This is a genomic window from Nitrobacter vulgaris (genome assembly GCF_031453995.1).
Classification (GTDB): domain Bacteria; phylum Pseudomonadota; class Alphaproteobacteria; order Rhizobiales; family Xanthobacteraceae; genus Nitrobacter; species Nitrobacter vulgaris.
The window spans coordinates 16,997-39,527 of sequence record NZ_JAVDPZ010000018.1 but is presented as its reverse complement, the minus strand read 5'-3'; the positions used below and the strand labels follow the sequence as shown (position 1 = coordinate 39,527).

General features: G+C 57.8%; 23 protein-coding genes and 2 pseudogenes. 12 read left to right on the top strand and 13 right to left on the bottom strand.

Annotated features, from left to right (window positions below; all coding sequences use genetic code 11):
* Positions 1 to 106 precede the first annotated feature (106 nt).
* From kdpA to GGQ85_RS12260, 3 genes are read right to left on the bottom strand one after another with little or no spacing between them, the layout of a single operon-like run.
* Positions 107 to 1,810: a potassium-transporting ATPase subunit KdpA gene (gene kdpA / locus GGQ85_RS12265; RefSeq protein WP_309774741.1), complete on the bottom strand. Its 1,704-nt coding sequence runs from the start codon at positions 1,808 to 1,810 to the stop codon at positions 107 to 109.
* Between the two features lie 10 nt (positions 1,811 to 1,820).
* Complete coding sequence (locus GGQ85_RS20865; RefSeq protein WP_079446012.1) at positions 1,821 to 1,910, bottom strand: K(+)-transporting ATPase subunit F; 90 nt, start codon at positions 1,908 to 1,910, stop codon at positions 1,821 to 1,823.
* Positions 1,911 to 1,920: 10 nt separating this feature from the next.
* Positions 1,921 to 2,043 carry a hypothetical protein gene (locus GGQ85_RS12260; protein WP_309774740.1) on the bottom strand — a complete coding sequence of 41 codons (123 nt, stop codon included), beginning with the start codon at positions 2,041 to 2,043 and terminating at the stop codon, positions 1,921 to 1,923.
* A 917-nt stretch (positions 2,044 to 2,960) separates the two neighbouring features.
* Here GGQ85_RS12260 and GGQ85_RS12255 point away from each other — a divergent pair.
* Complete coding sequence (locus GGQ85_RS12255; protein WP_173815915.1) at positions 2,961 to 3,449, top strand: DoxX family protein; 489 nt, start codon at positions 2,961 to 2,963, stop codon at positions 3,447 to 3,449.
* Between the two features lie 204 nt (positions 3,450 to 3,653).
* On the opposite strand, the gene GGQ85_RS12250 is transcribed toward GGQ85_RS12255, so the two are convergent.
* A complete protein-coding gene (locus GGQ85_RS12250; protein ID WP_079446011.1) occupies positions 3,654 to 4,079 on the bottom strand; it encodes a VOC family protein in 426 nt (141 codons plus the stop codon).
* Between the two features lie 121 nt (positions 4,080 to 4,200).
* Between GGQ85_RS12250 and GGQ85_RS12245 the strand changes: the two genes are divergently transcribed.
* On the top strand, positions 4,201 to 5,373 hold the full coding sequence (locus GGQ85_RS12245; protein ID WP_309774738.1) for a helix-turn-helix transcriptional regulator: 1,173 nt from the start codon (positions 4,201 to 4,203) through the stop codon (positions 5,371 to 5,373).
* Between the two features lie 788 nt (positions 5,374 to 6,161).
* Here GGQ85_RS12245 and GGQ85_RS12240 read toward each other — a convergent pair.
* On the bottom strand, positions 6,162 to 6,476 hold the full coding sequence (locus tag GGQ85_RS12240; RefSeq protein ID WP_309774769.1) for a hypothetical protein: 315 nt from the start codon (positions 6,474 to 6,476) through the stop codon (positions 6,162 to 6,164).
* An 83-nt stretch (positions 6,477 to 6,559) separates the two neighbouring features.
* Here GGQ85_RS12240 and GGQ85_RS12235 point away from each other — a divergent pair.
* Positions 6,560 to 6,673 (top strand): annotated as a pseudogene (locus GGQ85_RS12235) (TrbI/VirB10 family protein); the annotation flags it as partial.
* Positions 6,674 to 7,159: 486 nt separating this feature from the next.
* On the opposite strand, the gene GGQ85_RS12230 reads toward GGQ85_RS12235, so the two are convergent.
* Complete coding sequence (locus GGQ85_RS12230; RefSeq protein WP_309774737.1) at positions 7,160 to 7,885, bottom strand: cytidylyltransferase domain-containing protein; 726 nt, start codon at positions 7,883 to 7,885, stop codon at positions 7,160 to 7,162.
* A gap of 158 nt (positions 7,886 to 8,043) precedes the next feature.
* A complete protein-coding gene (locus GGQ85_RS12225; RefSeq protein WP_309774736.1) occupies positions 8,044 to 8,664 on the bottom strand; it encodes a pseudaminic acid biosynthesis-associated methylase in 621 nt (206 codons plus the stop codon).
* 185 nt (positions 8,665 to 8,849) lie between these two features.
* Here GGQ85_RS12225 and GGQ85_RS12220 point away from each other — a divergent pair, with 185 nt between their 5' ends.
* From GGQ85_RS12220 to pseI, 4 genes are all read left to right on the top strand, one after another.
* On the top strand, positions 8,850 to 9,668 hold the full coding sequence (locus GGQ85_RS12220) for a class I SAM-dependent methyltransferase (RefSeq protein WP_309774735.1): 819 nt from the start codon (positions 8,850 to 8,852) through the stop codon (positions 9,666 to 9,668).
* Positions 9,668 to 10,330, top strand: a complete 663-nt coding sequence (locus tag GGQ85_RS12215) for an HAD family hydrolase (RefSeq protein WP_309774734.1) — start codon at positions 9,668 to 9,670, stop codon at positions 10,328 to 10,330. The genes GGQ85_RS12220 and GGQ85_RS12215 overlap by 1 nt, the downstream gene beginning before the upstream one ends.
* Positions 10,324 to 11,046: an NUDIX domain-containing protein gene (locus tag GGQ85_RS12210; RefSeq protein WP_309774733.1), complete on the top strand. Its 723-nt coding sequence runs from the start codon at positions 10,324 to 10,326 to the stop codon at positions 11,044 to 11,046. Before GGQ85_RS12215 ends, GGQ85_RS12210 begins: the two co-directional genes overlap by 7 nt.
* Positions 11,047 to 11,203: 157 nt before the next feature.
* Entirely contained in the window at positions 11,204 to 12,256 is a 1,053-nt protein-coding gene (gene pseI / locus GGQ85_RS12205; RefSeq protein ID WP_309774732.1) for a pseudaminic acid synthase, read from the top strand.
* Positions 12,257 to 12,312: 56 nt separating this feature from the next.
* Here pseI and GGQ85_RS12200 read toward each other — a convergent pair whose 3' ends face one another.
* From GGQ85_RS12200 to GGQ85_RS12185, 4 genes are all read right to left on the bottom strand, one after another.
* Positions 12,313 to 13,407 (bottom strand): hypothetical protein, encoded by a 1,095-nt coding sequence (locus GGQ85_RS12200; protein ID WP_309774731.1) that lies wholly within the window; start codon positions 13,405 to 13,407, stop codon positions 12,313 to 12,315.
* Between the two features lie 824 nt (positions 13,408 to 14,231).
* Positions 14,232 to 15,389 carry a UDP-4-amino-4,6-dideoxy-N-acetyl-beta-L-altrosamine transaminase gene (gene pseC, locus GGQ85_RS12195; protein ID WP_309774730.1) on the bottom strand — a complete coding sequence of 386 codons (1,158 nt, stop codon included), beginning with the start codon at positions 15,387 to 15,389 and terminating at the stop codon, positions 14,232 to 14,234.
* Positions 15,386 to 16,387, bottom strand: a complete 1,002-nt coding sequence (gene pseB, locus GGQ85_RS12190; protein WP_309774729.1) for a UDP-N-acetylglucosamine 4,6-dehydratase (inverting) — start codon at positions 16,385 to 16,387, stop codon at positions 15,386 to 15,388. Before pseB ends, pseC begins: the two co-directional genes overlap by 4 nt.
* Positions 16,388 to 16,496: 109 nt before the next feature.
* Positions 16,497 to 16,826, bottom strand: a complete 330-nt coding sequence (locus GGQ85_RS12185) for a hypothetical protein (protein ID WP_309774727.1) — start codon at positions 16,824 to 16,826, stop codon at positions 16,497 to 16,499.
* A 73-nt stretch (positions 16,827 to 16,899) separates the two neighbouring features.
* Here GGQ85_RS12185 and GGQ85_RS12180 point away from each other — a divergent pair, with 73 nt between their 5' ends.
* Positions 16,900 to 17,310, top strand: a complete 411-nt coding sequence (locus GGQ85_RS12180; RefSeq protein ID WP_309774726.1) for a DUF2237 family protein — start codon at positions 16,900 to 16,902, stop codon at positions 17,308 to 17,310.
* Between the two features lie 324 nt (positions 17,311 to 17,634).
* Complete coding sequence (locus tag GGQ85_RS12175; RefSeq protein ID WP_309774725.1) at positions 17,635 to 18,393, top strand: bestrophin-like domain; 759 nt, start codon at positions 17,635 to 17,637, stop codon at positions 18,391 to 18,393.
* A gap of 175 nt (positions 18,394 to 18,568) precedes the next feature.
* Here the strand turns inward: GGQ85_RS12175 and GGQ85_RS12170 are convergent, their stop codons facing one another.
* On the bottom strand, positions 18,569 to 18,703 hold the full coding sequence (locus tag GGQ85_RS12170; RefSeq protein WP_309774724.1) for a hypothetical protein: 135 nt from the start codon (positions 18,701 to 18,703) through the stop codon (positions 18,569 to 18,571).
* 146 nt (positions 18,704 to 18,849) lie between these two features.
* Here GGQ85_RS12170 and GGQ85_RS12165 point away from each other — a divergent pair, with 146 nt between their 5' ends.
* From GGQ85_RS12165 to GGQ85_RS12160, 3 genes and pseudogenes are all read left to right on the top strand, one after another.
* On the top strand, positions 18,850 to 19,350 hold the full coding sequence (locus GGQ85_RS12165) for a DUF1269 domain-containing protein (RefSeq protein WP_309774722.1): 501 nt from the start codon (positions 18,850 to 18,852) through the stop codon (positions 19,348 to 19,350).
* 142 nt (positions 19,351 to 19,492) lie between these two features.
* Positions 19,493 to 19,633, top strand: a pseudogene (locus GGQ85_RS20860) (DUF4291 family protein); the annotation flags it as partial.
* A gap of 226 nt (positions 19,634 to 19,859) precedes the next feature.
* Positions 19,860 to 20,195 (top strand): hypothetical protein, encoded by a 336-nt coding sequence (locus GGQ85_RS12160; RefSeq protein WP_309774721.1) that lies wholly within the window; start codon positions 19,860 to 19,862, stop codon positions 20,193 to 20,195.
* Positions 20,196 to 20,282: 87 nt separating this feature from the next.
* Here GGQ85_RS12160 and GGQ85_RS12155 read toward each other — a convergent pair whose 3' ends face one another.
* Positions 20,283 to 22,523 carry a TOMM precursor leader peptide-binding protein gene (locus GGQ85_RS12155; protein ID WP_309774719.1) on the bottom strand — a complete coding sequence of 747 codons (2,241 nt, stop codon included), beginning with the start codon at positions 22,521 to 22,523 and terminating at the stop codon, positions 20,283 to 20,285.
* Positions 22,524 to 22,531: the final 8 nt, after the last annotated feature.

The window sequence follows — 22,531 nt, the reverse complement described above, 5'->3', positions numbered from 1 at the left end:
CACGCCGAGCAGACCGATAATGATTCCGGTCACACTGGCGGACGCATCCACCCGTGCCCTATTCCGTCGCTCTGGTCTCGTTGGCTCCATTGATCATGACGGACTGTCAAAATGTCTGCCCCTGGATCATCGAGATGTGATCGACGAGCGGCCCGAGCGCGAGTGCCGGGAAGAACGTCAATCCGCCGATGATGACGATGACGCCCACGACGAGGCCAATGAAGAGGCCGCTGGTCGTCGGAAACGTTCCGGCGGACTCGGGTATGGACTTCTTGGCGGCGAGCGAGCCGGCTATGGCCATGGCCGGGATAATCATGATGAAGCGTCCGACCAGCATCGCGATGCCACCGGTGATATTGTAGAAAAGGATATTCCCGGTAAGCCCGCCGAAGGCGGAGCCGTTGTTGGCAGTCTGCGACACGAAGGCGTAGAGCACCTCGCTGAAGCCGTGCGGCCCGGGATTCGCGATCGAGGCGACGGCCGTGGGATAGACGACGGCAATAGCTGTCCAGCCGAGATACATGAGCGGCAGGATCAGGATGGCGAGCATGGCCATCTTGACCTCCTTCGCCTCGATCTTCTTGCCGATATACTCGGGCGTCCGCCCGACCATCAGGCCCGCGACAAAGATTGCGATGATGACGAACAGCAGCATGCCGTAGAGGCCCGCGCCGACGCCGCCGATGATGATCTCGCCAAGCTGCATGTTGATCAGCGGGATCATGCCGCCGAGCGCGGTGAAGGAGTCGTGCATGGCGTTGACGGCGCCGCAGGAGGCCGCGGTCGTGACCACGGCGAACATCGCCGACAGGGGGATACCGAAGCGAACTTCCTTGCCTTCCATGTTGCCGCCAGTGAGGCCAAGTGCGTTCAGGCCCGTCGTTCCGGACGCCTCCGCCCAGTAGCAGACGACAACGCCGGCCACGAACAGGATGCCCATCACAGCAAAGATCGACCACCCTTGACGGCGGTTGCCGACCAAGCGGCCGAACACGCCGGTCAGTCCCGCGCCGATGGCGAAGATCGCCACCATGTGGATCAGGTTGGTGATGGCGTTCGGGCTCTCGTAAGGGTGCGCGGCGTTGGCGTTGAAGAAGCCGCCGCCATTGGTGCCAAGATGCTTGATCATCATCTGCGAGGCGACCGGCCCTTGCGCCATCGTCTGCTTGGCGCCTTCGAGCGTGGTCGCTTCCACATATGGGTTGAGATTCTGCGGCACGCCAAGCGCTACAAGGACGATCGCACCGGCCACGCAGATCGGCAGCAGGATGTAGAGCGTCGAGCGGGTGAGATCGACCCAGAAATTGCCAACGGTCCGCGACGATGCGCGTGTAAAGCCACGGATCAGGGCCACCGCGATCGCCATGCCCGTGGCGGCGGACAGGAAATTCTGATGCGTCAGCCCGAGCATCTGCACGAGGTAGGACATCGTGCTCTCGCCGCCATAGTTCTGCCAGTTGGTGTTGGCGATGAAGCTGACCGATGTGTTGAAGGCGAGATCTGGAGCGACAGCCGTCATGCCCTGCGGATTAAGCGGCAGGAATTCCTGAAAGCGCATGAGCGCGTAGAGGAACAGGAAGCCCGCGACATGAAAGAACAGCATCGCGATCGTGTACATGATCCAATGCTGCTCGCGGCTCTCATCGATGCCGGCGATGCGGTAGAGGCCGATCTCAATTGGGCGTAAGACTGGCGACAGGAAAGTGCGCTCGCCGTTGAAGACGCGGGTCATATAAGCGCCGAGCGGAGCAACCAGCGCGACAATGATCGCGCAAAAAATCAGGATCTGAATCCAGCCGTTGGCAGTCATGACATGTCCCTCAGAACCGCTCGGGCTTGAGCAACGCGTAGGTGAGGTAGACGAGCAAGCCCCCAGAAACGAGGGCAGCAAGCGAGTAATCGAAGATCATGGAAGCCCTCTTAGAGCTGGTCGCAGGCGTAGGTGTAGGCAACCGCCAGCGCAAAGAACCCGAGGCCGATGACCAGCATGAAGAAGTCCAGCATTTGCCCGCTCCTGCCGAGTGAACTGCTTTGGGTCGTCACGGCGCGCTGACAGCCCTCACTCTGTACGTGGCACCACAGCGCATAGGAATTCGAGAGGGAACGCGGCTCCGCGGTATAGGAATTCCATAAAGATCAGCGCACACTCTTTCCTGGCTCAGAGAGTGTCGGTCGCCAGCCCGCTGCCGCCGCGCAGCTTTCTCCTGAGCGCAGACAGCCGTCTTCGTCGCCGCCGGGCTGCCCCCCCCAAATCTTTTCTTGATCGGACGAAAGAGTCTGTTTGGACTTGCGACCCTCTGCAGCCATCTCATCTATTGTGGCGCACTGGCAGCCATACGGCGCGAGGCTCTCTTTGGCCCTGCACCCACCAATTTCAATGAGGCTGCCGCATACGGCTTGACTGCGTGCATGGCGCGATTGGCATCTGGTCATCGCCATTCCGCGTCAGTGATATGGCTTCTTTATTTTGCGCTTATGAAATTACCGGGCCTCCCGCCTCGATTTCCTCTGTCGAGATGTGCACCTTGCCGAGTGTCCGACGGCACTTTGCGGCCCCGTCGGTCGGAAGCAAACGCCGCAGCAAAGCCGATTTCTGAGAAGTCGCTGACTGTGGAGCCGCACGGGGCCCCCGCTGTGATCAGGCCCGCGTCGGGGTCGCGGGGACTGAGTTGCAGCGGGGGCATGAGGCACCCAAGTAGTCGTCAAGCCATTTCACGTCTGGCATGATGAGGATATCTTGGTTCTCAAAGTCCACGAACTCTATAGCTGGTTCAATATTGACAGTTCATGAGAGGTGCGGTTTCACGGACACCGATCAGGAGGGAAGACGTACGAGAGCCGGAGGTATAACTAAGAGCGATGGATCGTGTACGTCCTTTAGGAGCGGTGCGGGAAATCCGGGTTCATGGTAGCCGACCACACGCCCGCACCGGTCAATGTTCTCAGGAGCACATGCTTTCATGAAACAGTCCTGGTGGTTCTCTCCCGGCGAATCGACCTGGGCCATTTTTATCCGCTTGGCGCTCGCTGGTGTATTCATCCCCGAAGGCCTGCAGAAACTGACGCATGCCGACATTCTCGGTGCCGGCCGTTTCGTTAAGATCGGTATTCCCTGGCCAGAATTCTTTGGGCCATTCGTTGGCGTGATTGAAATGCTAGCGGGGATCATGTTCATGATCGGCTATGCTTCGCGCGCAGCGGCCGTGCCGATCATCATCGTCATGATCGTGGCGATCATCTCCACGAAAATCCCAATCCTGTTAGGCCGCAACTGGTGGATATTCAGCCTCCGCGACCTCAATCGCTATGGTTTCTTGAGCTTCACTCACGAGACGCGCACCGATTGGGCGATGCTGATGGGCGCAATCTTCATGTTGCTGTCCGGATCGGGTCGCTGGTCGCTCGATGCGCGCGCTTGGCGACCGAAGTTCAGCCAGCGGACGCAATAGCTGATGGTGAGAGATGACAACGGTTTTGTGAGGCAGGAAAATGCATAATTGCGCTCATATGTTCCCGAAAATTGGCAATCGACAGTTTGGCAACGCTGCCGCCTGAACGGTCGTTCGGTCGCATTACGCCGCGTGGGGGTAGCCGCCTCAGTTTTTTTGTGCTTGCGGTCTCGGATGCATTATCGACGGTACTGCAAAAGATCATTAGGAATCTGCGGGTAGCATTTGAGGATTCCAGACAATTTCCCACAGATGCCCGTTGATATCACGAAAATATCCGGCGTAACCGCCGTAGAACGTGTCTTGTGGAGCCTTGATGATCTCTGCCCCTGCACGTTGCGCTGCATCCATCGTCTCGTCGACTTCCTTCTGGTACAGGACATTATGTCCGATCGTGAAGGCCGTGGAAGAGATGGGATGCTTAGGTAAGCCCGTATCGTGGGAAATATCATCCTGCGCCCAGATCGCGAGCTTCAGACCGCCCGACAAATCGAAGAAGGCCACCGCGCCATGCTCGAACTCGCGACCGATGATCCCTTCAGTCGGAAGGCCGAGGCCGTCACGATAAAAGGCAAGTGACTTCTCGATATCGGCAACGCCGAGCGTGACAACGGAAATACGAGGTTTCATGTCCAGCTCCTTTCTATCGGCACCTGCACGATACAAGCACTCTGATAGTCTTGGGCCGCTACGAGCGTAACGGAAGGACCCGTCGAGCGGGGCCGGGCCAACCTTCCAGAGAGACAGACCGATGCATGCAGATATATCTCCATCTCAACTTTCTTCAGCCATTGGTAAAATCTACGATAGCGCGGTAGAACCCGCATTGTGGCCAGACGCCCTTGAAGCGTGCTGCGGCCTGATCGGAGCGACGCTCGGATCAGTAAGCCTGTACGATCTAGAAAATCAGAAAAAGAACTTCACAGCCCGTTGGGGCGGCGATCCTTACTGGATGGAACTCCTGCATTCGAAATACGCCAAACTGGATCCCTTCTGGGAGATATATCCGACTTTTCAGGTCGGCGATGTCGCCAATACGGCAATGCTGGTAAAGCGCTTGGGAGTGGAGGAAGATAAAATTCGTCAGCTCCCGTTCTTTACCGAGTGGGCTGAGCCTGCTGGCTATCGCGATGTCGCCGCGGGCGTCCTTTTGCGCAGCTCAACGCGAAGCGGGACGTTCGAACTATTTGTGCCGCCAACGCGCGACCGTGTGGGGTCAAATGATCTTGCTGTTGTTTCATTGTTGACCCCGCATATGCGACGCGCTGCTTCCATCAGCGACCTGCTGGATATGCGCTCGCTTGCGGCGTCGGCATTTGAGGAAACGCTCGAAGCGCTTTCGGTAGCCGTCGTGTTAGTCGATGCGAACAGCAGCATCCTTTATTCCAATCACTCCGCTCGAAGAATGTTCAGAGCCCGCGACCCAATATTATCTCAACGCAGCATGCTCGCAGCGTGCGGGATGGACGCAACCACAGCAATTCGGGAAGCTATAGCCCGTGCCGCCTTGGATGAGAGTGAGCTTGGCTATGGCGGAATTGGAGTGCCGCTCAAAAGCCAGGATACACAAACCCCTTTCCATTCTATCGCGCATGTCTTGCCGCTGAAATCGGGAGAATTGCGCCCTGGTCTCTCGCTCGCCGCTGCGGCCGTATTCATTACGCCGTCGGCGAAAAACGCCACGCCTCCGTTCGAAGCTCTGGCTGCGCTTTATGATCTGACACCGACCGAAGCGCGCGTGATGATCGAGATAGCATCGGGGAACAATCGCGCGACAGCCGCAGCCGCCCTCGGCATAGCCGACTCAACCGTAAAGACCCACCTCGCCCGTGTATTTGAAAAAACGAGAACCTCCGGGCAATCGGAATTGGCAAAGTTGATTACCGACTTGACCTCGCCTGCGGCAAATCGCACCGAAACGTAATGCGGTCCCGCTACTCTTCTGAAAATACTATTTGTCAAGAGCAACCTTCCGAACATGTAGAAAATGCGCATCAGCAGAAAAACGGAATCGATGGCGCCTCGGTCTCTATCCCCCGTGCGGCGGACGACAGATATCTGGCACCCAAGCTATCCTGGTCGTGAGAGCCTCCCAAACGGTAGAAGATCATGCTGGGCATCGCACGTGTCTGTCGGAACATAGCAATCATCGTGATCCCCATCGCAGCGAGCCTGTCCTTTGCAGGTATGGCGGAAGCTGGTAGCGACGGCAGACCACCAAGAATCGGAAGCTATCAACACCCGCACAGCAATCACTATCAAGATCATCGCGGCGATCACTATCAGGATCATCGCTCGCAGCAGGGGGATCACAATTTCGGAGGCGCGGCCAGCTCAGGCACGCGGATCAGGTGCATCATTCCATTTTGTGGCCACAGCTTCACGCCGCGAGGTGCGCCGCACTATCAAGACCACCGCGCTGGACACTATCAGGACCACCGCAACGATCCGGGCGCTGGGCGCCCACCCCGCCCCCGCGATCCCGGCTATCAAAATCCATATATGCCGGGCAATACGGCAACGCCGCCACGAGGCCCCACCGTCTCGTCGAGCGGAACGGCGACACCACCACGGGGGCCTATCGTCTCGTCCGGCGGAGCCCCACCTCGCGGTCCCATCGTGAGTGGATCGGCACACGCATCGTCGGGTCGACGCTAGATCCGGAGACAATGCTTTAAGCCCGGATCCGGCGCGGGGCCGGAAGCGAAGCGACTACACGGACTGACGCTTTCGCCCGAAGGGCATGGCCTTGACGGCAAGGGACAGCACGCTCCCATTCAAAAGAAAAGCGGCATCCGTCTCGCAGCAAACGGCCGAGCTATCTTCCCAATGTGCTACGGCACCGAGTTCGCCTGTCACCTGGCGCGGCACGATCTCGCGGTCGCGACCTTCTTCTGCGATCCGCATGCGCCCTGGAAGAAAGGCGGCATCGAGAACGCCATCAGCCGCATACGCCGCTTCATCCCACGCAAGACCGATCTCACAACCTCTCAACCCACCGCCTTCGCCAATGCATTGCCGCTTCACAACAACACCCCGCGTAAACGCCTCGACTTCAGGGTCCTGGCCGAGACTTTGCCCAAGCGTTGCACTTCGAATGTGAATCCACCCTCGCAGTCGGCACGGAGCTGGCGACCAGCGACGAGAACCGGCTGATCCTTGCCATCCACGACGATGCGCAGGATACCGTCAATCAGGTAGGCCTACAGACCGTGCAGCGCCAGTAGGAAAAGTCGCGAACTGGAGGTTTTCGTTCCATTCAAACATAAGTCTAGAATCAGGCCCTTTCCGAATTGAAAATGAAAGGGCCTTTCCGGCGTTCTTCGACAATAATCCTGCTCATAACCTCGTCGCGGAGATGATCCGCAAGATGCTGAGACCGCAGGATTGGATTTACGGTAGAGACCGGACTTCGACGACCTCCTGTGTGTACCGAAAACTTAACACGGGCATAGCGGTGATGCAGTCCGCCCAGAATGGCACGTTATCTCGGCTTCCAGCGAGGCCCGTCGACCGGAACAATCCGACCAGCGCCAACCAGACCAAGCTGCAAGCTTCTCTCATAAGACCGAAGCATTGCGCGATTCGACCTCAGTTGCCAGCCGGATTAGGTTTCCGACAGGGACAGCCGGTCTCGGCGGCAATTTTTTGATCCTGGGACGCAAGGTGCGCGCATACTCTTGTGATATCCGCTGGATCTTTCCAATTCCTTAGATCAGTTTCTGTTGAATGTGAGAGTTGATTTTCATGAGCTCCGGATGCGCTTTCAGCAAAGCCTTTAAGCCCGGGTAGTCCATCTCGGCCGCATGATGATCTTCAATCAAAAGTTTGGCGAGTTTGAAGTCGTCGTCGGTGTCGACGGTGATGCGCCAGTCGCTGAGATCTTCTTCATCCGAGCAGTACTCGTGACGGATATCCGGCATCGACGTGCGAATATAACCTGTCACATGCTCGCGCTCGGACGGAAGCTTGGCATTCTCCGCGGCGAAGTCGAGTGAGCGCCGGGAAAAAATTTCGAAATCCATGCCGCGAGGGAAGGTCCGCTTTTCGGCGTTCGAGAGATAAACGGACTCGCTCTTCAAGCCCGAATAGATGTCGAGGCCGGCGCGAATCACGTCTGGACAGATGAGCGGGCAATCCGACGTCACGCGGATCACGTGGCGCGCCTCGTGTGCCCGCGCCGCTCCTCGGTAACGTTCCAGTACGTCATTCTCACTGCCACGAAATACCGGAACGTCGAGTGCGGCGCAGAGTTCGACGACGGGACCATCGGAGAGATTCGTTGTCGTCGCGACAATCACGGGCACACCTACATCGGCGATACGATCGAGATGCGTTTCAAGAAGTGTGCGTTCCCCGGCGCGCATCAAGATCTTGCCCGGAAGGCGGGTGCTCGTCATGCGCGCCTGAGTGATGATGACGACTTCATTTGGCATCGTAGAAAACCGCTAGCTGTCGTTCCGTTTTATACCGACTCCTTAGAGTACTCAGCATATTCGACAGCATAGTCCCTCTGTACCACCACGAGCCAATACCTTGGCGTTGTGCGGAGTGCAGATCGCAACGACCCGCTGATGCCATTTTGGCTGATTAATCAGGCCCGCTTTTCCATCAGGAACCACGTCAGGTCGTCAGCAGGGAATGCCGGGTCCCGATGATAGATAAACCCGTAATCGACAAGCTTTAAATCAGGGTATTTGTCCATCATCTCGCCAGCGAAATCCCGCTTCCACAAACGCCCGCTGTGACCGCGGTAGCTGATCTCAACCACGGAGGGATTGTAGTACTCCGCCACGAGGACATAACGATTGCTGGCCTCATGGAGCCTTTCATAGGCCACCGGCAGCATGTCAGGATTGAGGTGGATCAGAACGCCTGCGGTAAACGCCAGATCGACGCTCGACCACCCGACTGGTTCGAACAACGTCGTATTGGAAGCAGCTATTCTGGGTATCGTCGCCAGCCTTTCGAAGGCCAGGCTGTTTATTTCGATGGCCTGGAACGCTGCGCATGGAAGCAGGGTCTTGAGGGCCAGGATATTAAGGCCGATGTTGGCGCCAAGCTCTCGAACCGACCGGACGTTGCTGCATCGCCGGACAATCCGGGCAAACATCGCGGTCTTGGCGGCCAGCACGTCCTGACTTTGATTCCGCTCGATGTAGTTGTCACCAAACTCCCCGGCCCAGAACTCCTCCTGTGCTGTCATCTGGGTCATATGTGCTGGTTCCCCTTGAAGTTTCACGTCATTACTACAACTAAAACGAGCGGCGGATCATTGTATATGCTCTCGTCACGAACCTGCGGAAGACTAACGTTCCTTTCATTGGCTCCGGGCACGCAGGAGAATAAACCCCCGGCAATGTCAGGCGAGCCGAGGAAGAGGCAGATGGAAGGGCTATGATGGATCGCGAGCAGGTCAGGGCTCATTGGCGGGACTGGGCATCGAAATTCGGCACTGCGCTCGGCGCCACCACCAGAACCGGAACCGCGAAGATGCTCGAGATCGACGCATTGGCGCGCCGGATGTCTGCGATCGGACTCGGCGATGCGCCGGCACACGTTCTCGAAGTCGGTTGCGGCAATGGCTTGAACTGCTTCGGCCTTGCCGCAAAATTCCCGCGCATGCAACTCGACGGCATCGACTATACCGCGGAAATGATCGACGCCGCGCGTGAAGCCGCCGTTGCCAACGGCTTCCAGGACAGGTCCAGCTTCCGAATCGGCAATGCGCTCGAACTTTCGGCGGCCTCGGGATTGCGGGCGCAATACGATGTCGTTTTTACCGATCGCTGCCTGATTAACATCGAATCGGTCGACCTGCAGATGCGTGCCATCACCGACCTTGCCGCAAGGGTGCGGGAGGGTGGTCATCTGATCATGATCGAGAATTCGATGGCGACCTATGATCGGCAAAATCATTGCCGCACCCTGCTGGACCTGCCCGCGCGCACGCCCGCCGCATTCAACTTGTTCTTCGACGAAACACGCATCCTGCCGCACCTCAAAACGCTCGGCCTTGAGGTCGAGATCGAGGATTTCATTTCGCTTCACGACCTGATGCTCTATGTGCTGGTCCCGGCCATCAATGGGGGCACCGTAGATTACGACCATCCGCTGGTCCATGCAGCAACCCTGCTCAACATAGCGGTATCGGCGGAGACATCGAACGCATTCGGCGCATTTGGGCAAGGCCGGATGTTTGTCTGTCGGAAACCTTGATGCCGGAAACTGACGCAAGCCCGCTCCACGGCGGCCTCTTTCTGGATCTTGACGGCACGCTCGCTGACAGCCTGACGGCGCTGAAAAACGTCTATTATTCCTTTCTCGCCTCCTTCGGCGCGAGCGGCGACGAGGTCGAGTTTCAGCGGCTCAACGGACCGCCGCTTGGCGAGATTATCGAACGGCTGAGGATGGCTCACAAGCTGCCCGGAACACCGGCCGATCTCCTGCAAAAATACTCGGCCATGGTGTCGCAGGCGCAGCAGAGCGTGCGTCCCGCTGCCGGCGCACATGAATTGCTGGCGCACGCCCGCGCATGCGGGTTGAAGATCGCCGTAGTGACGTCGTCACCTAAATTGTCCGCGCAAAGATGGCTCGCATTCGGAGGGCTTGCCGACGAGATTGACGATGTCGTCGGCGGCGATGAGGTGAACGCAGGCAAGCCCGCGGCCGAACCCTACATCAGGGCATTGAGGCGGCTGAATTGCTCGGCCGCCCTGTCGCATGCCGTCGAGGATTCCCGCATCGGCGCGATGTCGGCAGTTGCCGCGGGGCTCAAAACGTGGGCATTGGCGCCACCGAACAATCGCGCCGGATGGCCCGGTCAGGTCGCGTTCATCGAACGTCTCACCGACCTCCTTGGAAGGATACCGGCATGCTGAATGTTCATCTGCTTCAGTCGGAGCCGAGAGTAACGCTGGGAGCGGCACCGCCAACCATCGGCCCGAACATCGAGGCACGCGTAGATGAAATCTGGCAGCGCGAGAAGGAGCTACGCTCCCGCGATCTCCACAACGGGCGATTGTTCAGCGTCGATTATTGTGACGCCAAAACGATCGTCGGCTGGATTTCGGAATACCGCTACTTCCTCGCACAACGGCGCGAGCCGAGCCTTCATGCCGCGCTGAGGATCAAGCCGCTCGCCGTCACAGGTATCCTATCTTGTCCGGATGGCGTCTTATTCGGCCGGCGCAGCGCTCGCTCCGAGATGGACGCCGGGTGCTGGGAGCTGGTGCCGTCCGGCGGCGTTGACGACGCGGCAGTCGGGCCGGCCGGACAGGTGAGCCTCGAACGATGCATTCTGATCGAACTCGAGCAAGAAACCGGCATCGGAGCGTCCGAGCTGTCGGAGCATTCCAGAGCCGTCGCGCTCGTCGAGGATCCGCAAAGCCACGTCACCGACGTCGGAATCATGCTCGCGACTGCCTCCCCGGCTGCGCAAATCCAGCAGCGCTTCGCGGCGCTTAAGAATCGTGAATATTCTGAACTTGAGATCGTTGCACCCGCAGAGTTGAGGGCGTTTCGGCGCGATCGGGCTGGCTCGTTGGGCGCTGTTTCCGCCGCCCTTCTGGATGCTCTCATGCATGCCGGCTTGTAATACTTATGAAAATCGTCAAAACCCGCGGCAGCCCCGATGCAGCTTTGATCTGCGCCGCGCAAACCTCGTAAACCGGCTGCCGAGGCGGTCGTTTCCGCCAAGCGGCAGCGTTGCTGCGAACCGAGACTTCCAGTTCGCACCAGGAGCGTAAATTGTGATGCAGAGCCCGGACCTCATCATTGCGGGGCGCAAGATCGGCCCCGATTATCCTCCTTACATCATCGCCGAATTGTCGGCGAACCATAACGGCAAGCTTTTGAAGGCGCTGGAGCTGATCGAAGCCGCCGCCGCCACCGGCGCTGACGCGATCAAGATCCAGACCTATACGGCCGACACCATGACCATTCCTCACGATGGCGAGGAGTTTTTGATCAAGGGCGGCCTGTGGGACGGCTTCAGGCTCCACCAGCTCTACCAGCAGGCTTACACGCCATATGAATGGCATGGGCAAATGTTCGCGAAGGCGCGTGAGCTTGGGATCACGATCTTCTCCAGTCCCTTTGACGAGACCGCCGTCGACCTGCTCGCAGGGCTCGATGCGCCCGCCTACAAGATCGCATCATTCGAGGTGATCGACCTGCCGCTGATCAGATATGTCGCCAGGCAGGGCAAACCGATGATCATCTCGACCGGGATGGCCAGTCTCGGCGAGATTCAGGAGGCGGTCGAAACAGCGCGCGGCAACGGCGCCGGCGGCATCGCGCTGCTGCACTGTACCAGTGCCTACCCGGCTCCGATCGAGGAAGCGAATGTGCGCACGGTGGCGCATCTCGGCCAGACCTTCAGCGCCGTGTCTGGTCTTTCCGATCATGCGCCGGGCTCTGCCGCCTGCGTCGCTTCGATCGCGCTGGGCGGCTCCATAATCGAGAAGCATTTTACGATCTCGCGCGCCGACGGTGGTCCGGACGCCGCGTTTTCGCTCGAACCGCACGAGTTCAAGCGACTGGTCGACGATTGCAAGTCGGCATGGTCGGCGCTCGGATCTGTCGGCTATGGCCTCGCCCAGAGCGAGAAGGCCAACACGCGGTTTCGCCGTTCGATCTACGCAGTCAAGCCGATCAAGGCGGGGGAGCTTCTGACGAGCGAGAATATCCGCGTCATCCGGCCCGGCTTTGGCCTGCCACCAAAGCATCTACCCGATGTCATCGGCCGCACCGCCGCGCGCGACATCGCCTATGGTGAAGCGCTAAAGTGGTCAGCGATCGCGTGACGGTCCCGCCATGGCGCCGCTAACGTCGGTTGAACAGAGACCGGAAAAGATTAATCCTACCGCTTCGAACTAACCACGGGAAATGCCTCTTTCGAAACCAGCATTGGCAGATCATCTTGGAGAAACGATTTGAGATTTATGAAGAGGGGATCTTCTTCCAATCTGAAATTCGACAACGCCAGCGTCGCACTGCGAAAATATTCTTCAGGAGCCCAGCGCTTATCGGGAACTAAAATCGATTTACTGCGAAATCCCTGGAGCATGCAGTAGGAATAAGCCACGGCGCGCCGACGCTGATCCTGCGGCATCGACCAAGCCTTTCGCGACACATCTAACAGAATACTTCTCAGAGCTTCCATGCTGGACGCCTCCTCGATGATACCAAGGCCCGAAAACTTGTCTTCGCCCGTCGCGATCATTCGATGTCCAGCCGCGGCCATTTCGTAGAGAACCGTTCCACGAACCGTGAGACCGGCATCGCAATGCTTCATGACCTCACCAGCGCTGAGGGCGCCATCTGCGAATCCGATATTCCTGATGTCGGCACAGTAGTTACGCAGCGTATCCCACGAACCTTTCCAATCATGGCTGTCGTTCAGCGGATGCGGCTTGATAACCAGGTTGAGATGTGTCAGTGGCCGCGCAAGATCGACGACGTCGACAACAGCTTGCCAGTAATCGTCTGAGAGTTGCCTGGGCCGCGTCAGCGGGGCGTCCTGAAACACATGCGCAAATACACAGACCGTAGGATTCTCGGGGTTGACACCGCAGCTCTCAAGGAATGCCTCGCGAGAAGCCGGCAGCTGATCAACAACATCACGGTTCAATAGCGGCTCGATCGTCCGCGCCAGCGTGCCTTCAACAGCGCCGCCGAACAGGTCAAGCCTGGGGTCATCCAGTAAAGCTTGATCGAAAACGTACCTTTCCAGCACCTCCTTCCAGTCGCCGGGAAGACCGGACGACAAGTCGGTCAGATCCCGATATCGCGTAACAGCAATCGGGATGTACTGTTCTACTAGGAATGTTGACGCGCCGTGCATGGCCGAAAAATCAGCCAGCTGTCCCGATACCGAATAGCAAATGTGCCCCAATACACTCGCTCGAATCGAGGACTTTCCAAACATCATGGGAAGGGCCTCGTAGTCGGCCAACACGAGCTTTGCAACTGCGATCAGTTCGTCGCGCAGATTGTCGATGGTGCCGAAGCCAAATCGTCTCAGAAATTCATTGTAAATCAGAAGGCCGCATCGTGGCGTTTGCGGTTCTGACAATGAGCGAATTGCTTGTCGGAGCGAGGATCCCGACTTGCCTTGCAGTCGCTTGCGAAGGTCACTCTCCGCATTGGCCGACCAAACCGGATCAGACAGGAGACGATTGCGAAATTCGGAAATATTGTAAAAGCAACTGACGCCAAACGAGCGAGCGAGCGCCTGGTTCGCTTCAATGTCTAACTTTTGAACATCACCAAAGTCATCGGCGAAAATCCCGACGATTTCACCTCCCCATATGTGCTGTATGCACTTCGCAACGACGCAATTCGCGAACAGGTGAGAGTGCACATTGGCATTATGATAAAGGTCGAGAATTATGATGCGATCAGACTTGGGCGGGTCAGACTTGGGCGGGGTGGAGGATGTCCAGAATCGTCGATTTTCTTTTAGAAACTCGCTAATATTCATGGCGCCACGAAGACCCCTGCGATCTGGTTTTCAAATTTCTGATCGCGCAAACCAACCCGAAAAGATCACGTTCTATAAGCAGCTCTCCATCTGAGGTCCAGTCGGCCCCAGTCCTTCCAATGAACAGCGTTTTTGAAGAATGACTTCTTCGCACTTAAGGTCTGAAAAAGTGGAAGGGCTCGTTCGATGTTGCGCTTTGGTCGCCTCGTCTACGTCACAAGCCAGCCATCCCGTCTTGCTCTAAGACCGAACGTTGGATCTCGGGTCGGAATCTCAAAACACAACAATTTAGATCCTCAAGTTTCGAGCGCGTGGGATAACCGTTCCATAACGTAATCTTGCTGTTCAGCGCTCAAGTTTGGATGAATAGGCAACGTTAGTGCGAAGTCGTAGTATTTTTCGGCAGTCGGAAAATCGCCACGGGAGAATCCCAAGGCCCGGTACCATGGTTGTAGATGGACCGGGATGTAATGGACGTTGACGCCGATACCTGAAGAGCGCATCGCTGCAAAAACTTCGGCGCGAGTACGTCTTACGGTTTCATCCAGTTCAATGACATATAGATGCAACGCCGAGAGAGTGCCCTCCGGCACGAACTGGCGAATCACGGGAAGACCGGCAAGCCCTTCATGATAACGCGCCGCGATCGTGTGCCGCCGAGCAACGAATTCGGCGAGGCGATCAAATTGCCTCACGCCGAGCGCCGCCTGAATGTCGGTCATACGGTAGTTGAAGCCGAGCATCACCTGCTCGTAGTACCAAGGGCCTTCGGGAACGGCGGTCATATCAGCGGGATCGCGCGAAATGCCATGGTTGCGCAGCAGGCGCATGCGATGGGCGATCTCGGCAGAACGCGTGGTCGCCGCACCGCCTTCTCCTGTTGTCACAATCTTGACGGGATGGAAGGAAAAAACGGTAACGTCAGCGAGTTCGCTCGAACCGACGGGCCTATTCTGGTAGTATCCGCCAACGGCATGGCTCGCGTCTTCAAGGATGCGGAAGCCGTATTGGTCCGCCAACCGGCGGATGGAGGCAAGATCTGCGGAAGTACCGGCGAAGTCCACTGGAACGACAACCTTCGGCAGGGTGCCGTCGCGCTCGGCCGCTCCGAGCTTGGTGGCTAGTGCCTCGACATCCATGTTTCGGGTCCTAGCATTGATATCGACGAAATCGACGATCGCTCCGCAGTAGAGACCGCAGTTGGCGGAGGCCACAAAGGTGTTCGGCACCGTCCAGAGTCGATCCGATGGACCGAGCCCGAGCGCAAGACAAGCGACGTGCAGCGCCGCAGTTGCTGAGGAAAAGGCTACCGCTTCAGGCGCGTCGACTGCCCGCGCCAACGTCTCCTCAAACCTCGGGACCATCGGCCCTTGGGTTAGGAAGTCTGACCGAAGGACTTCGACGACCGCCTCGACATCGGCGCTAGAGATATCCTGACGACCATAGGGAATCATGTCTTGGTCCGTTCATAGAATTCCCGGATCTGTTCCACAGAGTAACGGACGGGGTTTGTACCGGAGTTGTACTCGAAACCCCGCGCTACAGGAGCACCAGTCTCACCGAGACGGTTCTCCAAATAATCATAGCCGCGATCATGGAACTTGATCGACGGCCGCATTACATAATGATCACTGAACTCAAGCGTCAAATGGCTATTATCCGCAGGGCACAATATCTCGTGCAGCTTTTCGCCCGGCCGGATACCAATCAAGTTCTGTGGCAGGTGCGGCGCAATCGCCGTTGCAAGGTCGACTATCCGGATCGACGGCAACTTCGGTACAAAGATCTCGCCGCCATGCATACGCTGGAAGCACTTCAGAACGAAGTCGACGCTTTCCTGCAACGAGATCCAGAAACGAGTCATGGCGACGTCGGTAATCGGCAATGACGTCGCGCCTTGCGCTATCAGTTTTTCGAAAAATGGGACGACCGATCCGCGCGAGCCGGCAACGTTACCGTAGCGCACGACCGAAAAGGCGGTACGTCGTTTGCCTGCCATATTGTTGGCAGCAATGAACAGTTTATCCGATGCAAGCTTGGTAGCGCCATACAGGTTGATCGGATTAGCCGCTTTGTCGCTTGAGAGCGCGACCACCTGCTCAACGTCGTTGGCAAGCGCGGCTGCCACAATGTTCTCCGCGCCATGAATGTTGGTGCGGATACATTCCATTGGATTATATTCAGATGCTGTCACCTGCTTCATAGCGGCAGCATGAACGAGATAGTCAATCCCACGCGTCGCTTCGATCAAACGCGCGCGATCACGCACATCGCCAATTAGCCAGCGAATGCAGGGCGCGTTTACTTCCTGCTGCATCTCGAATTGCTTGAGCTCATCGCGTGAATAGAAAACCAGGCGCGCCAAGTCGTAGCGCTCGAGCAGTATATTCGCAAATTTTCGCCCGAAGGAGCCTGTACCGCCGGAAATAAATACGGATTTGCCGTTGAACACCTGGACCTCTCTTTGTCTGGGAGTGGCGTAACCGAAGTCCGCGCGATGTCAATGACGGGCCGGTCAGACTAGATCAACGAAGTGGCAAGTGATTGTATGTACCGAAAATTTAAACACGGGCGTAGCGGTGATGCAGCCCGCCCAGAATGGCGTGTGAACAAATGACACCGGTTCGGTAAACCGGCCTGGAGGCCGGCGCATCCTTGTCCAAAGATCGATAGGTTACGCGCAGCTCCGTCTCGATCTGAGGTCGCCCTCCCAGTGGGCGCGATCTCCACCGCCAATAGCGGCGAAAGCCAGCCCGATGCCAACGCACCAGCGTCTCGGGCCAGACAATCATGAGAACCTGCAGGATCGACGGAAACCAGCGATACAGCTGGACAAAGAACCAGCGATCGCTGTTCGTGAGGCGAACCCGGCTTTTCAGCTTGCGTCGCAACGCTTAGTCCATACATTGCCATCGGCGCCCGCTTTTCCGGTGCCAGATGCAGGGATGAAGGCAAGGTGCGGCAATGCTAAGGGACGATCAGGATAGTGGGGGCGGCCCTCACCGCCGTACAAGTCGGAACGTGCTCGGCGAGCCGCTTCAACTTTGTTCGATCAGGCCGATGACGGGGTTTTATCGGGACGGCTGCTGCGACACTGGACCAGAAGACAATGGCAGTCACACGGTCTGCGTCGTCGTAACTGCAGCGTTTCTCGATTTTTCTGTATCGCGCGGTAACGATCTTTCGACTCCATTGCCGGAGTTCGGTTTCCCAGGCCTGAAACCCGGAGACCGTTGGTGCTTATGTGCACCCCGCTGGCAGGAAGCATTCCAAGCAAGCCGAGCACCGCGAGTGGTCTTGCGCGCCACTCATGAGGGTGCGCTGACACATTGCTCGCTCGCCGATCTCAAACGCTTTGCAGTGGATCTGGCGTGACCGCCCAACCGCGTCATCAACATTGCAAGTGACCTAGCCGAGTTTATCAAAACCGCGCTGAGCTTTGATACCTCATGTCAACAAATCTCGTGCGTGCACTGATCCTGTTTGGCGTGAGGCTCCAAACCCTAGGCTCGAGAAAGGGGAATAGTGGCATTTCGTGAAGATATTTCGGCTCTTTCTGGACGAACCCGATCGGTTCCGCTGCAGTCTGGACGGACGTGGGCGTCGCAGCCCAGGCATGCCCTAAAAGCCCTTCGATGATATAGTTCCAAAACTGTTTGATCGCGAGCTGACTGCTAACAACTCTGGAAGGCACGCTGCGTGAGCGAATCCGTGTGGTTATTGATCATCTCACTCGCAGCAATGGTCAGCGGGGTCGCTGTCGGTTCATGGCTGCGCGACCGCCTTCCGGAGCATCATCTCAACGATCAAGCCATCAGTGTTATCAAGTCAGGCGTGGGATTGCTTTCAACACTGGCAGCTCTCATTCTTGGTCTGCTGATCTCGACGGCAAAGATTTCTTATGATTCAACCGCATCCCAGCTAAATCAGATATCATCTGATCTGGTTTTGCTTGACCAATTGCTTTCCGAATATGGTCCGCCGGCCGACGGAGCGAGGGAAGCCTTGCGGCAGCAATCCGCAGCACTGGCAAATGGCATCTGGGCTCCGGCAAGCCAGCTGGGCCATCACGCGTTCGTGGCGTCGGACGCCTGGAAGCGCTTCTCGGCTACTATCTATCAACTGCCAAATGCGACCGAGCAGCAACGCCAGTTCAGGAAGCAAATCGACGAGGTCATAAACCGCGGCGCCCAGGCTCGCCTACATTTGTACACCGACTCGGGCAGCACGCTTCCAGTACCTTTTCTGGTGCTTCTTATTTTCTGGCTCGCCGTTATCTTCGCAAGCTACAGCATTCTCGGAGCGATCAATCCGACTGTAATGGTCTTCGTAGGTCTCTTTGCATTGTCAGCAGCGAGCGCTTTGTTTTTGATTGCTGAACTCAACACGCCCTTCAGCGGGCTCCTGAAGCTACCAGAGACCCAGATCTCGCAGGCCCTGTCACCTTTATCGAGATGATCACTTAACTATACAAGCAAGATCTAAACGATGGAGAAGTTCGAGTCCTCCAGTCGGCTTCCGAAGTCGTCTAGCCGCGCGGCGACTTTTTTCCAAGTCAAAATCGCTCTGCACCGACGCTGCTGGATCGCGTGCAGTAAATCTGTCGAGAGTTTCGGCAAGATCGTAAGAATGGTTAGCGAAACAGACCGAGATCGATTTCGCGAAGAATAAGAATGCAGCAGCCGGCCCAGAAATCTGTAATGTCAGCGTGCTGGAGCACCCCGCAGCTTGTGGTCCACGCCTCGCCGAAACTTGTGCATTCGTTCATCCTTCCTGCCTATAAGGCTCAAGACAAAGTATTCTTGCCAGTCCGTGCATTTCTAAAGACCACGCTACTCGTCTTTGACTTAGATCAAAGCAACCGCCCATCGCGAATGTTCTCGAAGAAAACTGAACTCAAAAAGGAACCCTAACATGAGTGATCTAGTCGTGATCGCGTTTCCTACGGAAGAGAAAGCTGAAGAGGTTCGTCAGAAATTGCTGACGATGCAGAAGGAATATCTGATTGAGCTCGGCGACGCGGTGATCGCAGCGAAGGATGCTCAAGGCCGTGTCAAACTCAACCAGCTACTCAACACTACGACTACGGGTGCGGTTTCGGGTGCTTTTTGGGGAACACTTATCGGCCTGATCTTCTTGATGCCGCTGGCAGGGGCTGCGCTTGGCGCGGCATCCGGTTCACTTAGCGGATATCTAACGGATGTCGGCATCAACGACAAATGGATGAAGGAAACTGCCGCCGCAATTCAGCCTGGGACCGCTGCGCTCTTCGTATTGGTACGTAAGGTCACCGCCGACAAAGTGCTAGAAGGTCTAAAAGGTGAAGGCGGAACGGTGTTGAAAACATCGCTCGATCATACGAAAGAAGTGGCGCTCCAAGCCGCGCTAGCGGGCGTTCAAGCGGCTACTCGTTGATAGGAAGCTAATCGGAGGCTACCGATTAGTGCAAACGATCAGGGGGTAGATCGGCAGCCTTGCCAGATATTTCCTGGCGCCCTGCGCGGGCGTTAGAATGGGCTTTGGGCACTAGCCATCCGATCCCTCAACAAGCAAGGACGATTGGGTCAAGCTGAAGGCCGCTTCGCTGGTTCGGATACAGTGGGACCCTGAGCGCGATCTTCACCTTCAGCCGCTGCCATATCGCGCGATCCAGATCGGTATCGGTAGAGAAGCTGTGCCGCGTTACGTCGAGCAATGAGTTCAACGGATCACCGACCCACCGATCTCGCGCATACGATCCACAACCTTGTATGTACCGAAAACTTGAACACGGGCGTAGCGGTGATGCGGTCCGCCCAGAATGGCGTGTAAACAAATGACACCGGTTCGGTGAACCGGCCTGGAAGCCGGCGCATCCTTGTCCAAAGATCGAGGGGTTCTGACACAGTTGCAATGGTCGACATAAAATTGAGTACCCGGCGCAGATGCACCTCGCTCAAGACAATGATGTGGTCCAAACACTCGCGCCGGATCGATCCGATCAGCCGTTCGTTGTCCCGACTATCGGTTCCGACCTGCTCTATGCCTTCGTCATCGTCCGGCTCGACCGCAGAGAGATGGTCTGGATCAACGTCACAACAAATCCGGCAGCGGAGTGGATTGCGCGGCAGATAATCGAGGCCTTCCCTTGGGATGATGTCCCAAAATACCTCATCCGCGATCGGGATCAAATCTATAGCGCGGTCGTCACAGGCCGACTGCGCGCCATGGCATCCGGGACAAGCCCACCGCACCAGCTCACCTTGGCGACGTTTGATTGAGCGACCTCAATCCCGAGCTTGAGCAATTCGGAGAGATCGCCTGGCCGTCGCGAGACGATAGCTGTCGCCGTTTTGCAGCCGGCTCGGTCAGCAGAATGGGTGTGGTGCCGGGTTCAGCGCCTTCCTCCGCCAATGTCGAAGCCTCCAGCTTCCGCGAAACTCCATTCCGAAACCGCAATGGAGTGGCTGTAGACCTGCCGCGACGGCGCGGACGACATGGATGGAGGCGCTCGCCACGTCGGGCGGGGTAAGGTCGGCCACCGCGATCTCGACTCCATCGCCGGCCAGACGGGCCGCCAATTCAGCAAGGCTCGGAATCGGCTCGTCATGACTCTCCACCTCCGGTTCGTAACTCGGCGCGTTTCGAAGAAACGCCAACTCCTCCTCTCGCTTAGGCAAATAATAACAAGCGTGGTCGAGAAACTGGCCGCAGCGCACCTCCTCTGGACGCATTGGCCGCGGTCCACTTACCTCTCGCAACATCTTCATCAGGCCGAAGCCCGAGACGGCCTGTTCCAGCATCGCCCCTCGGGCCGCACGCCGGAGACAGGGATGCGCCGCCGCAGTGGCGGATAGGCCGGGCCATGACCGTCCATCTCCCATGGCTGTGCACAGAACCACCGGAGTCTTTCCTGCGCCCTCGAGCAGGTAAAATGCGACAGAAGCGCCCGCGGACATCAGTTCACCGGCGATGTCGCGGGTCTCGGCATCGCAGAGATTGAGCGGCAGTTGGCGCCCCGGGTCGCGGCAGAGCCACGCGACCATGACCGCGTCCCGTTCAATGAGCTCCAGAACGGCCCGCATCGTTGCACTTTCCAAGTCCGCTCCAGCGGCTAGCCCGTTCGAAGTGACCTGCGCGACGAAATCCGAAAACACGGACGGAAACTTGTAGTACAGTTGACTGGCCAGTACCCACGTCTTCGTCCCGGTTCGCAAATTGTTCGCCAACCTCCAAAAATGAACTGCCTCGCGATCGAATGGCGCGAACGGAAAGCCTTCGGCGGCATATTGCGCCGCATCATACATTCCAACCCGACGCGGATCGAGCACTTGGCCATCGAGCTCGGCCATACGGGCTTGGACCAGGGTATCAAGATCGCAGCGCGAAGCGGCATATCTTTCGAACGCCTCTCCGATCGCGCCGAGCATTGCTGTCCCTTCCGCCATCCCCTTGCCAGACGCCGGCTCCGGTAGGGTAGGATCGGTTCGAAACGCGCAAAAAGGGGCAATCTCCGCAACCGCAACAAAAGCTTTGCGCGCGAACTGCGGCAGCTCCCGGAGGACCGGCCCGACAATCGGTCCTGTTTCCGGATCGATCCAGTCCCGGAACGCCGTTCGGATCGTCTCTACGTTAGGCTCGTCAGCGGTGGCCGAAAGGTCCGGCCGCGGCAGTGCCGGACCATCCGTTCCACAGGTCTCGCACCAAGGCATCGGAACGAAGCCATGGCGCGCCGAGGTCTGCCCGTGCACCTCGACGATCCGCACATGCGCGCGCAGCGACGTTTCAGCGGCCGACCGGAGATAGCGCCGGACCTCCACCGCAACCGATTGCCCAAAGGACCGCGCCACGTCCCACGGCAGAGGTGGGTAATTCGCAACCGTCAGACGATCGGCGCGCGCCACCGCCTCGGGATCGGGGTTATGCGCACGGCGCCGCTGACGTGCACAGAGCCAGCAACCCGCGGTGCCTGGAAGGGAGATCGGGCCGATGCAACCCCGCGTGCCGACGATCTCCGCCCCGAGAAAGGCGATCCTGACAGCGCGGCAAGCGCGCTCCAGCTCGACTTGCCGTCCTACCCTGACCGGGGCCAGCGCGCCTACGACGAGGTCCACATCCGGAGGTAAATCCCATTCTCCGTCGGCGCATGCGTGCAAGCGGGCGATGCATTCCGGGGCCATGATTTTGATCCTGCTGCACAGAGCTTCCGGACTGGTTGCCGCGTCGCAATTGCCACCCGGCTCAGGATACCAGAACGACAGGTACGCTATCCCCGAATGGGCGAGTTCTTCGGCCAAGGCCGGCACCCAATCGGCATCGCCAGCAATAAGCACGTGGCCCTCGCGTGGGCGCGGCGCCTGCGTCGCAGCACTTCCAGCATCCGCCACGCCCGCTATCTCAAGCAACTGGGTCAGTTCAGTGTAACAAGCCTCCATTCGGCCGCCGTGCGGCCGAATCCCGTAGACTTCTCCAGAAGTCGGATCGGCATAGGCCAGAAGCGCCTCGATCATCTCCCTGACCGTTTCGCTTCGGATCAGGATCGGACCGGCTACGCCAATAAGCAGAACGCCGTCCGGCTCTAGATGAATACGGTCCCGCGTGATCCGCATAACCGTTC

Excerpts from the sequence above, each read along its gene's own strand:
- pseC (WP_309774730.1), bottom strand. The coding sequence starts at position 15,389 with ATGATTCCCTATGGTCGTCAGGATATCTCTAGCGCCGATGTCGAGGCG.
- GGQ85_RS12180 (WP_309774726.1), top strand. The coding sequence starts at position 16,900 with ATGCTAAGGGACGATCAGGATAGTGGGGGCGGCCCTCACCGCCGTACA.
- GGQ85_RS12225 (WP_309774736.1), bottom strand. The coding sequence starts at position 8,664 with ATGACCCAGATGACAGCACAGGAGGAGTTCTGGGCCGGGGAGTTTGGT.
- GGQ85_RS12170 (WP_309774724.1), bottom strand. The coding sequence starts at position 18,703 with ATGAACGAATGCACAAGTTTCGGCGAGGCGTGGACCACAAGCTGCGGG.
- kdpA (WP_309774741.1), bottom strand. The coding sequence starts at position 1,810 with ATGACTGCCAACGGCTGGATTCAGATCCTGATTTTTTGCGCGATCATT.
- GGQ85_RS12160 (WP_309774721.1), top strand. The coding sequence starts at position 19,860 with ATGCACCTCGCTCAAGACAATGATGTGGTCCAAACACTCGCGCCGGAT.
- GGQ85_RS12250 (WP_079446011.1), bottom strand. The coding sequence starts at position 4,079 with ATGAAACCTCGTATTTCCGTTGTCACGCTCGGCGTTGCCGATATCGAG.
- GGQ85_RS12165 (WP_309774722.1), top strand. The coding sequence starts at position 18,850 with ATGAGTGATCTAGTCGTGATCGCGTTTCCTACGGAAGAGAAAGCTGAA.
- GGQ85_RS12215 (WP_309774734.1), top strand. The coding sequence starts at position 9,668 with ATGCCGGAAACTGACGCAAGCCCGCTCCACGGCGGCCTCTTTCTGGAT.
- GGQ85_RS12155 (WP_309774719.1), bottom strand. The coding sequence starts at position 22,523 with ATGCGGATCACGCGGGACCGTATTCATCTAGAGCCGGACGGCGTTCTG.
- pseI (WP_309774732.1), top strand. The coding sequence starts at position 11,204 with ATGCAGAGCCCGGACCTCATCATTGCGGGGCGCAAGATCGGCCCCGAT.
- GGQ85_RS12220 (WP_309774735.1), top strand. The coding sequence starts at position 8,850 with ATGGATCGCGAGCAGGTCAGGGCTCATTGGCGGGACTGGGCATCGAAA.
- GGQ85_RS12245 (WP_309774738.1), top strand. The coding sequence starts at position 4,201 with ATGCATGCAGATATATCTCCATCTCAACTTTCTTCAGCCATTGGTAAA.
- GGQ85_RS20865 (WP_079446012.1), bottom strand. The coding sequence starts at position 1,910 with ATGATCTTCGATTACTCGCTTGCTGCCCTCGTTTCTGGGGGCTTGCTC.
- GGQ85_RS12255 (WP_173815915.1), top strand. The coding sequence starts at position 2,961 with ATGAAACAGTCCTGGTGGTTCTCTCCCGGCGAATCGACCTGGGCCATT.
- GGQ85_RS12210 (WP_309774733.1), top strand. The coding sequence starts at position 10,324 with ATGCTGAATGTTCATCTGCTTCAGTCGGAGCCGAGAGTAACGCTGGGA.
- GGQ85_RS12230 (WP_309774737.1), bottom strand. The coding sequence starts at position 7,885 with ATGCCAAATGAAGTCGTCATCATCACTCAGGCGCGCATGACGAGCACC.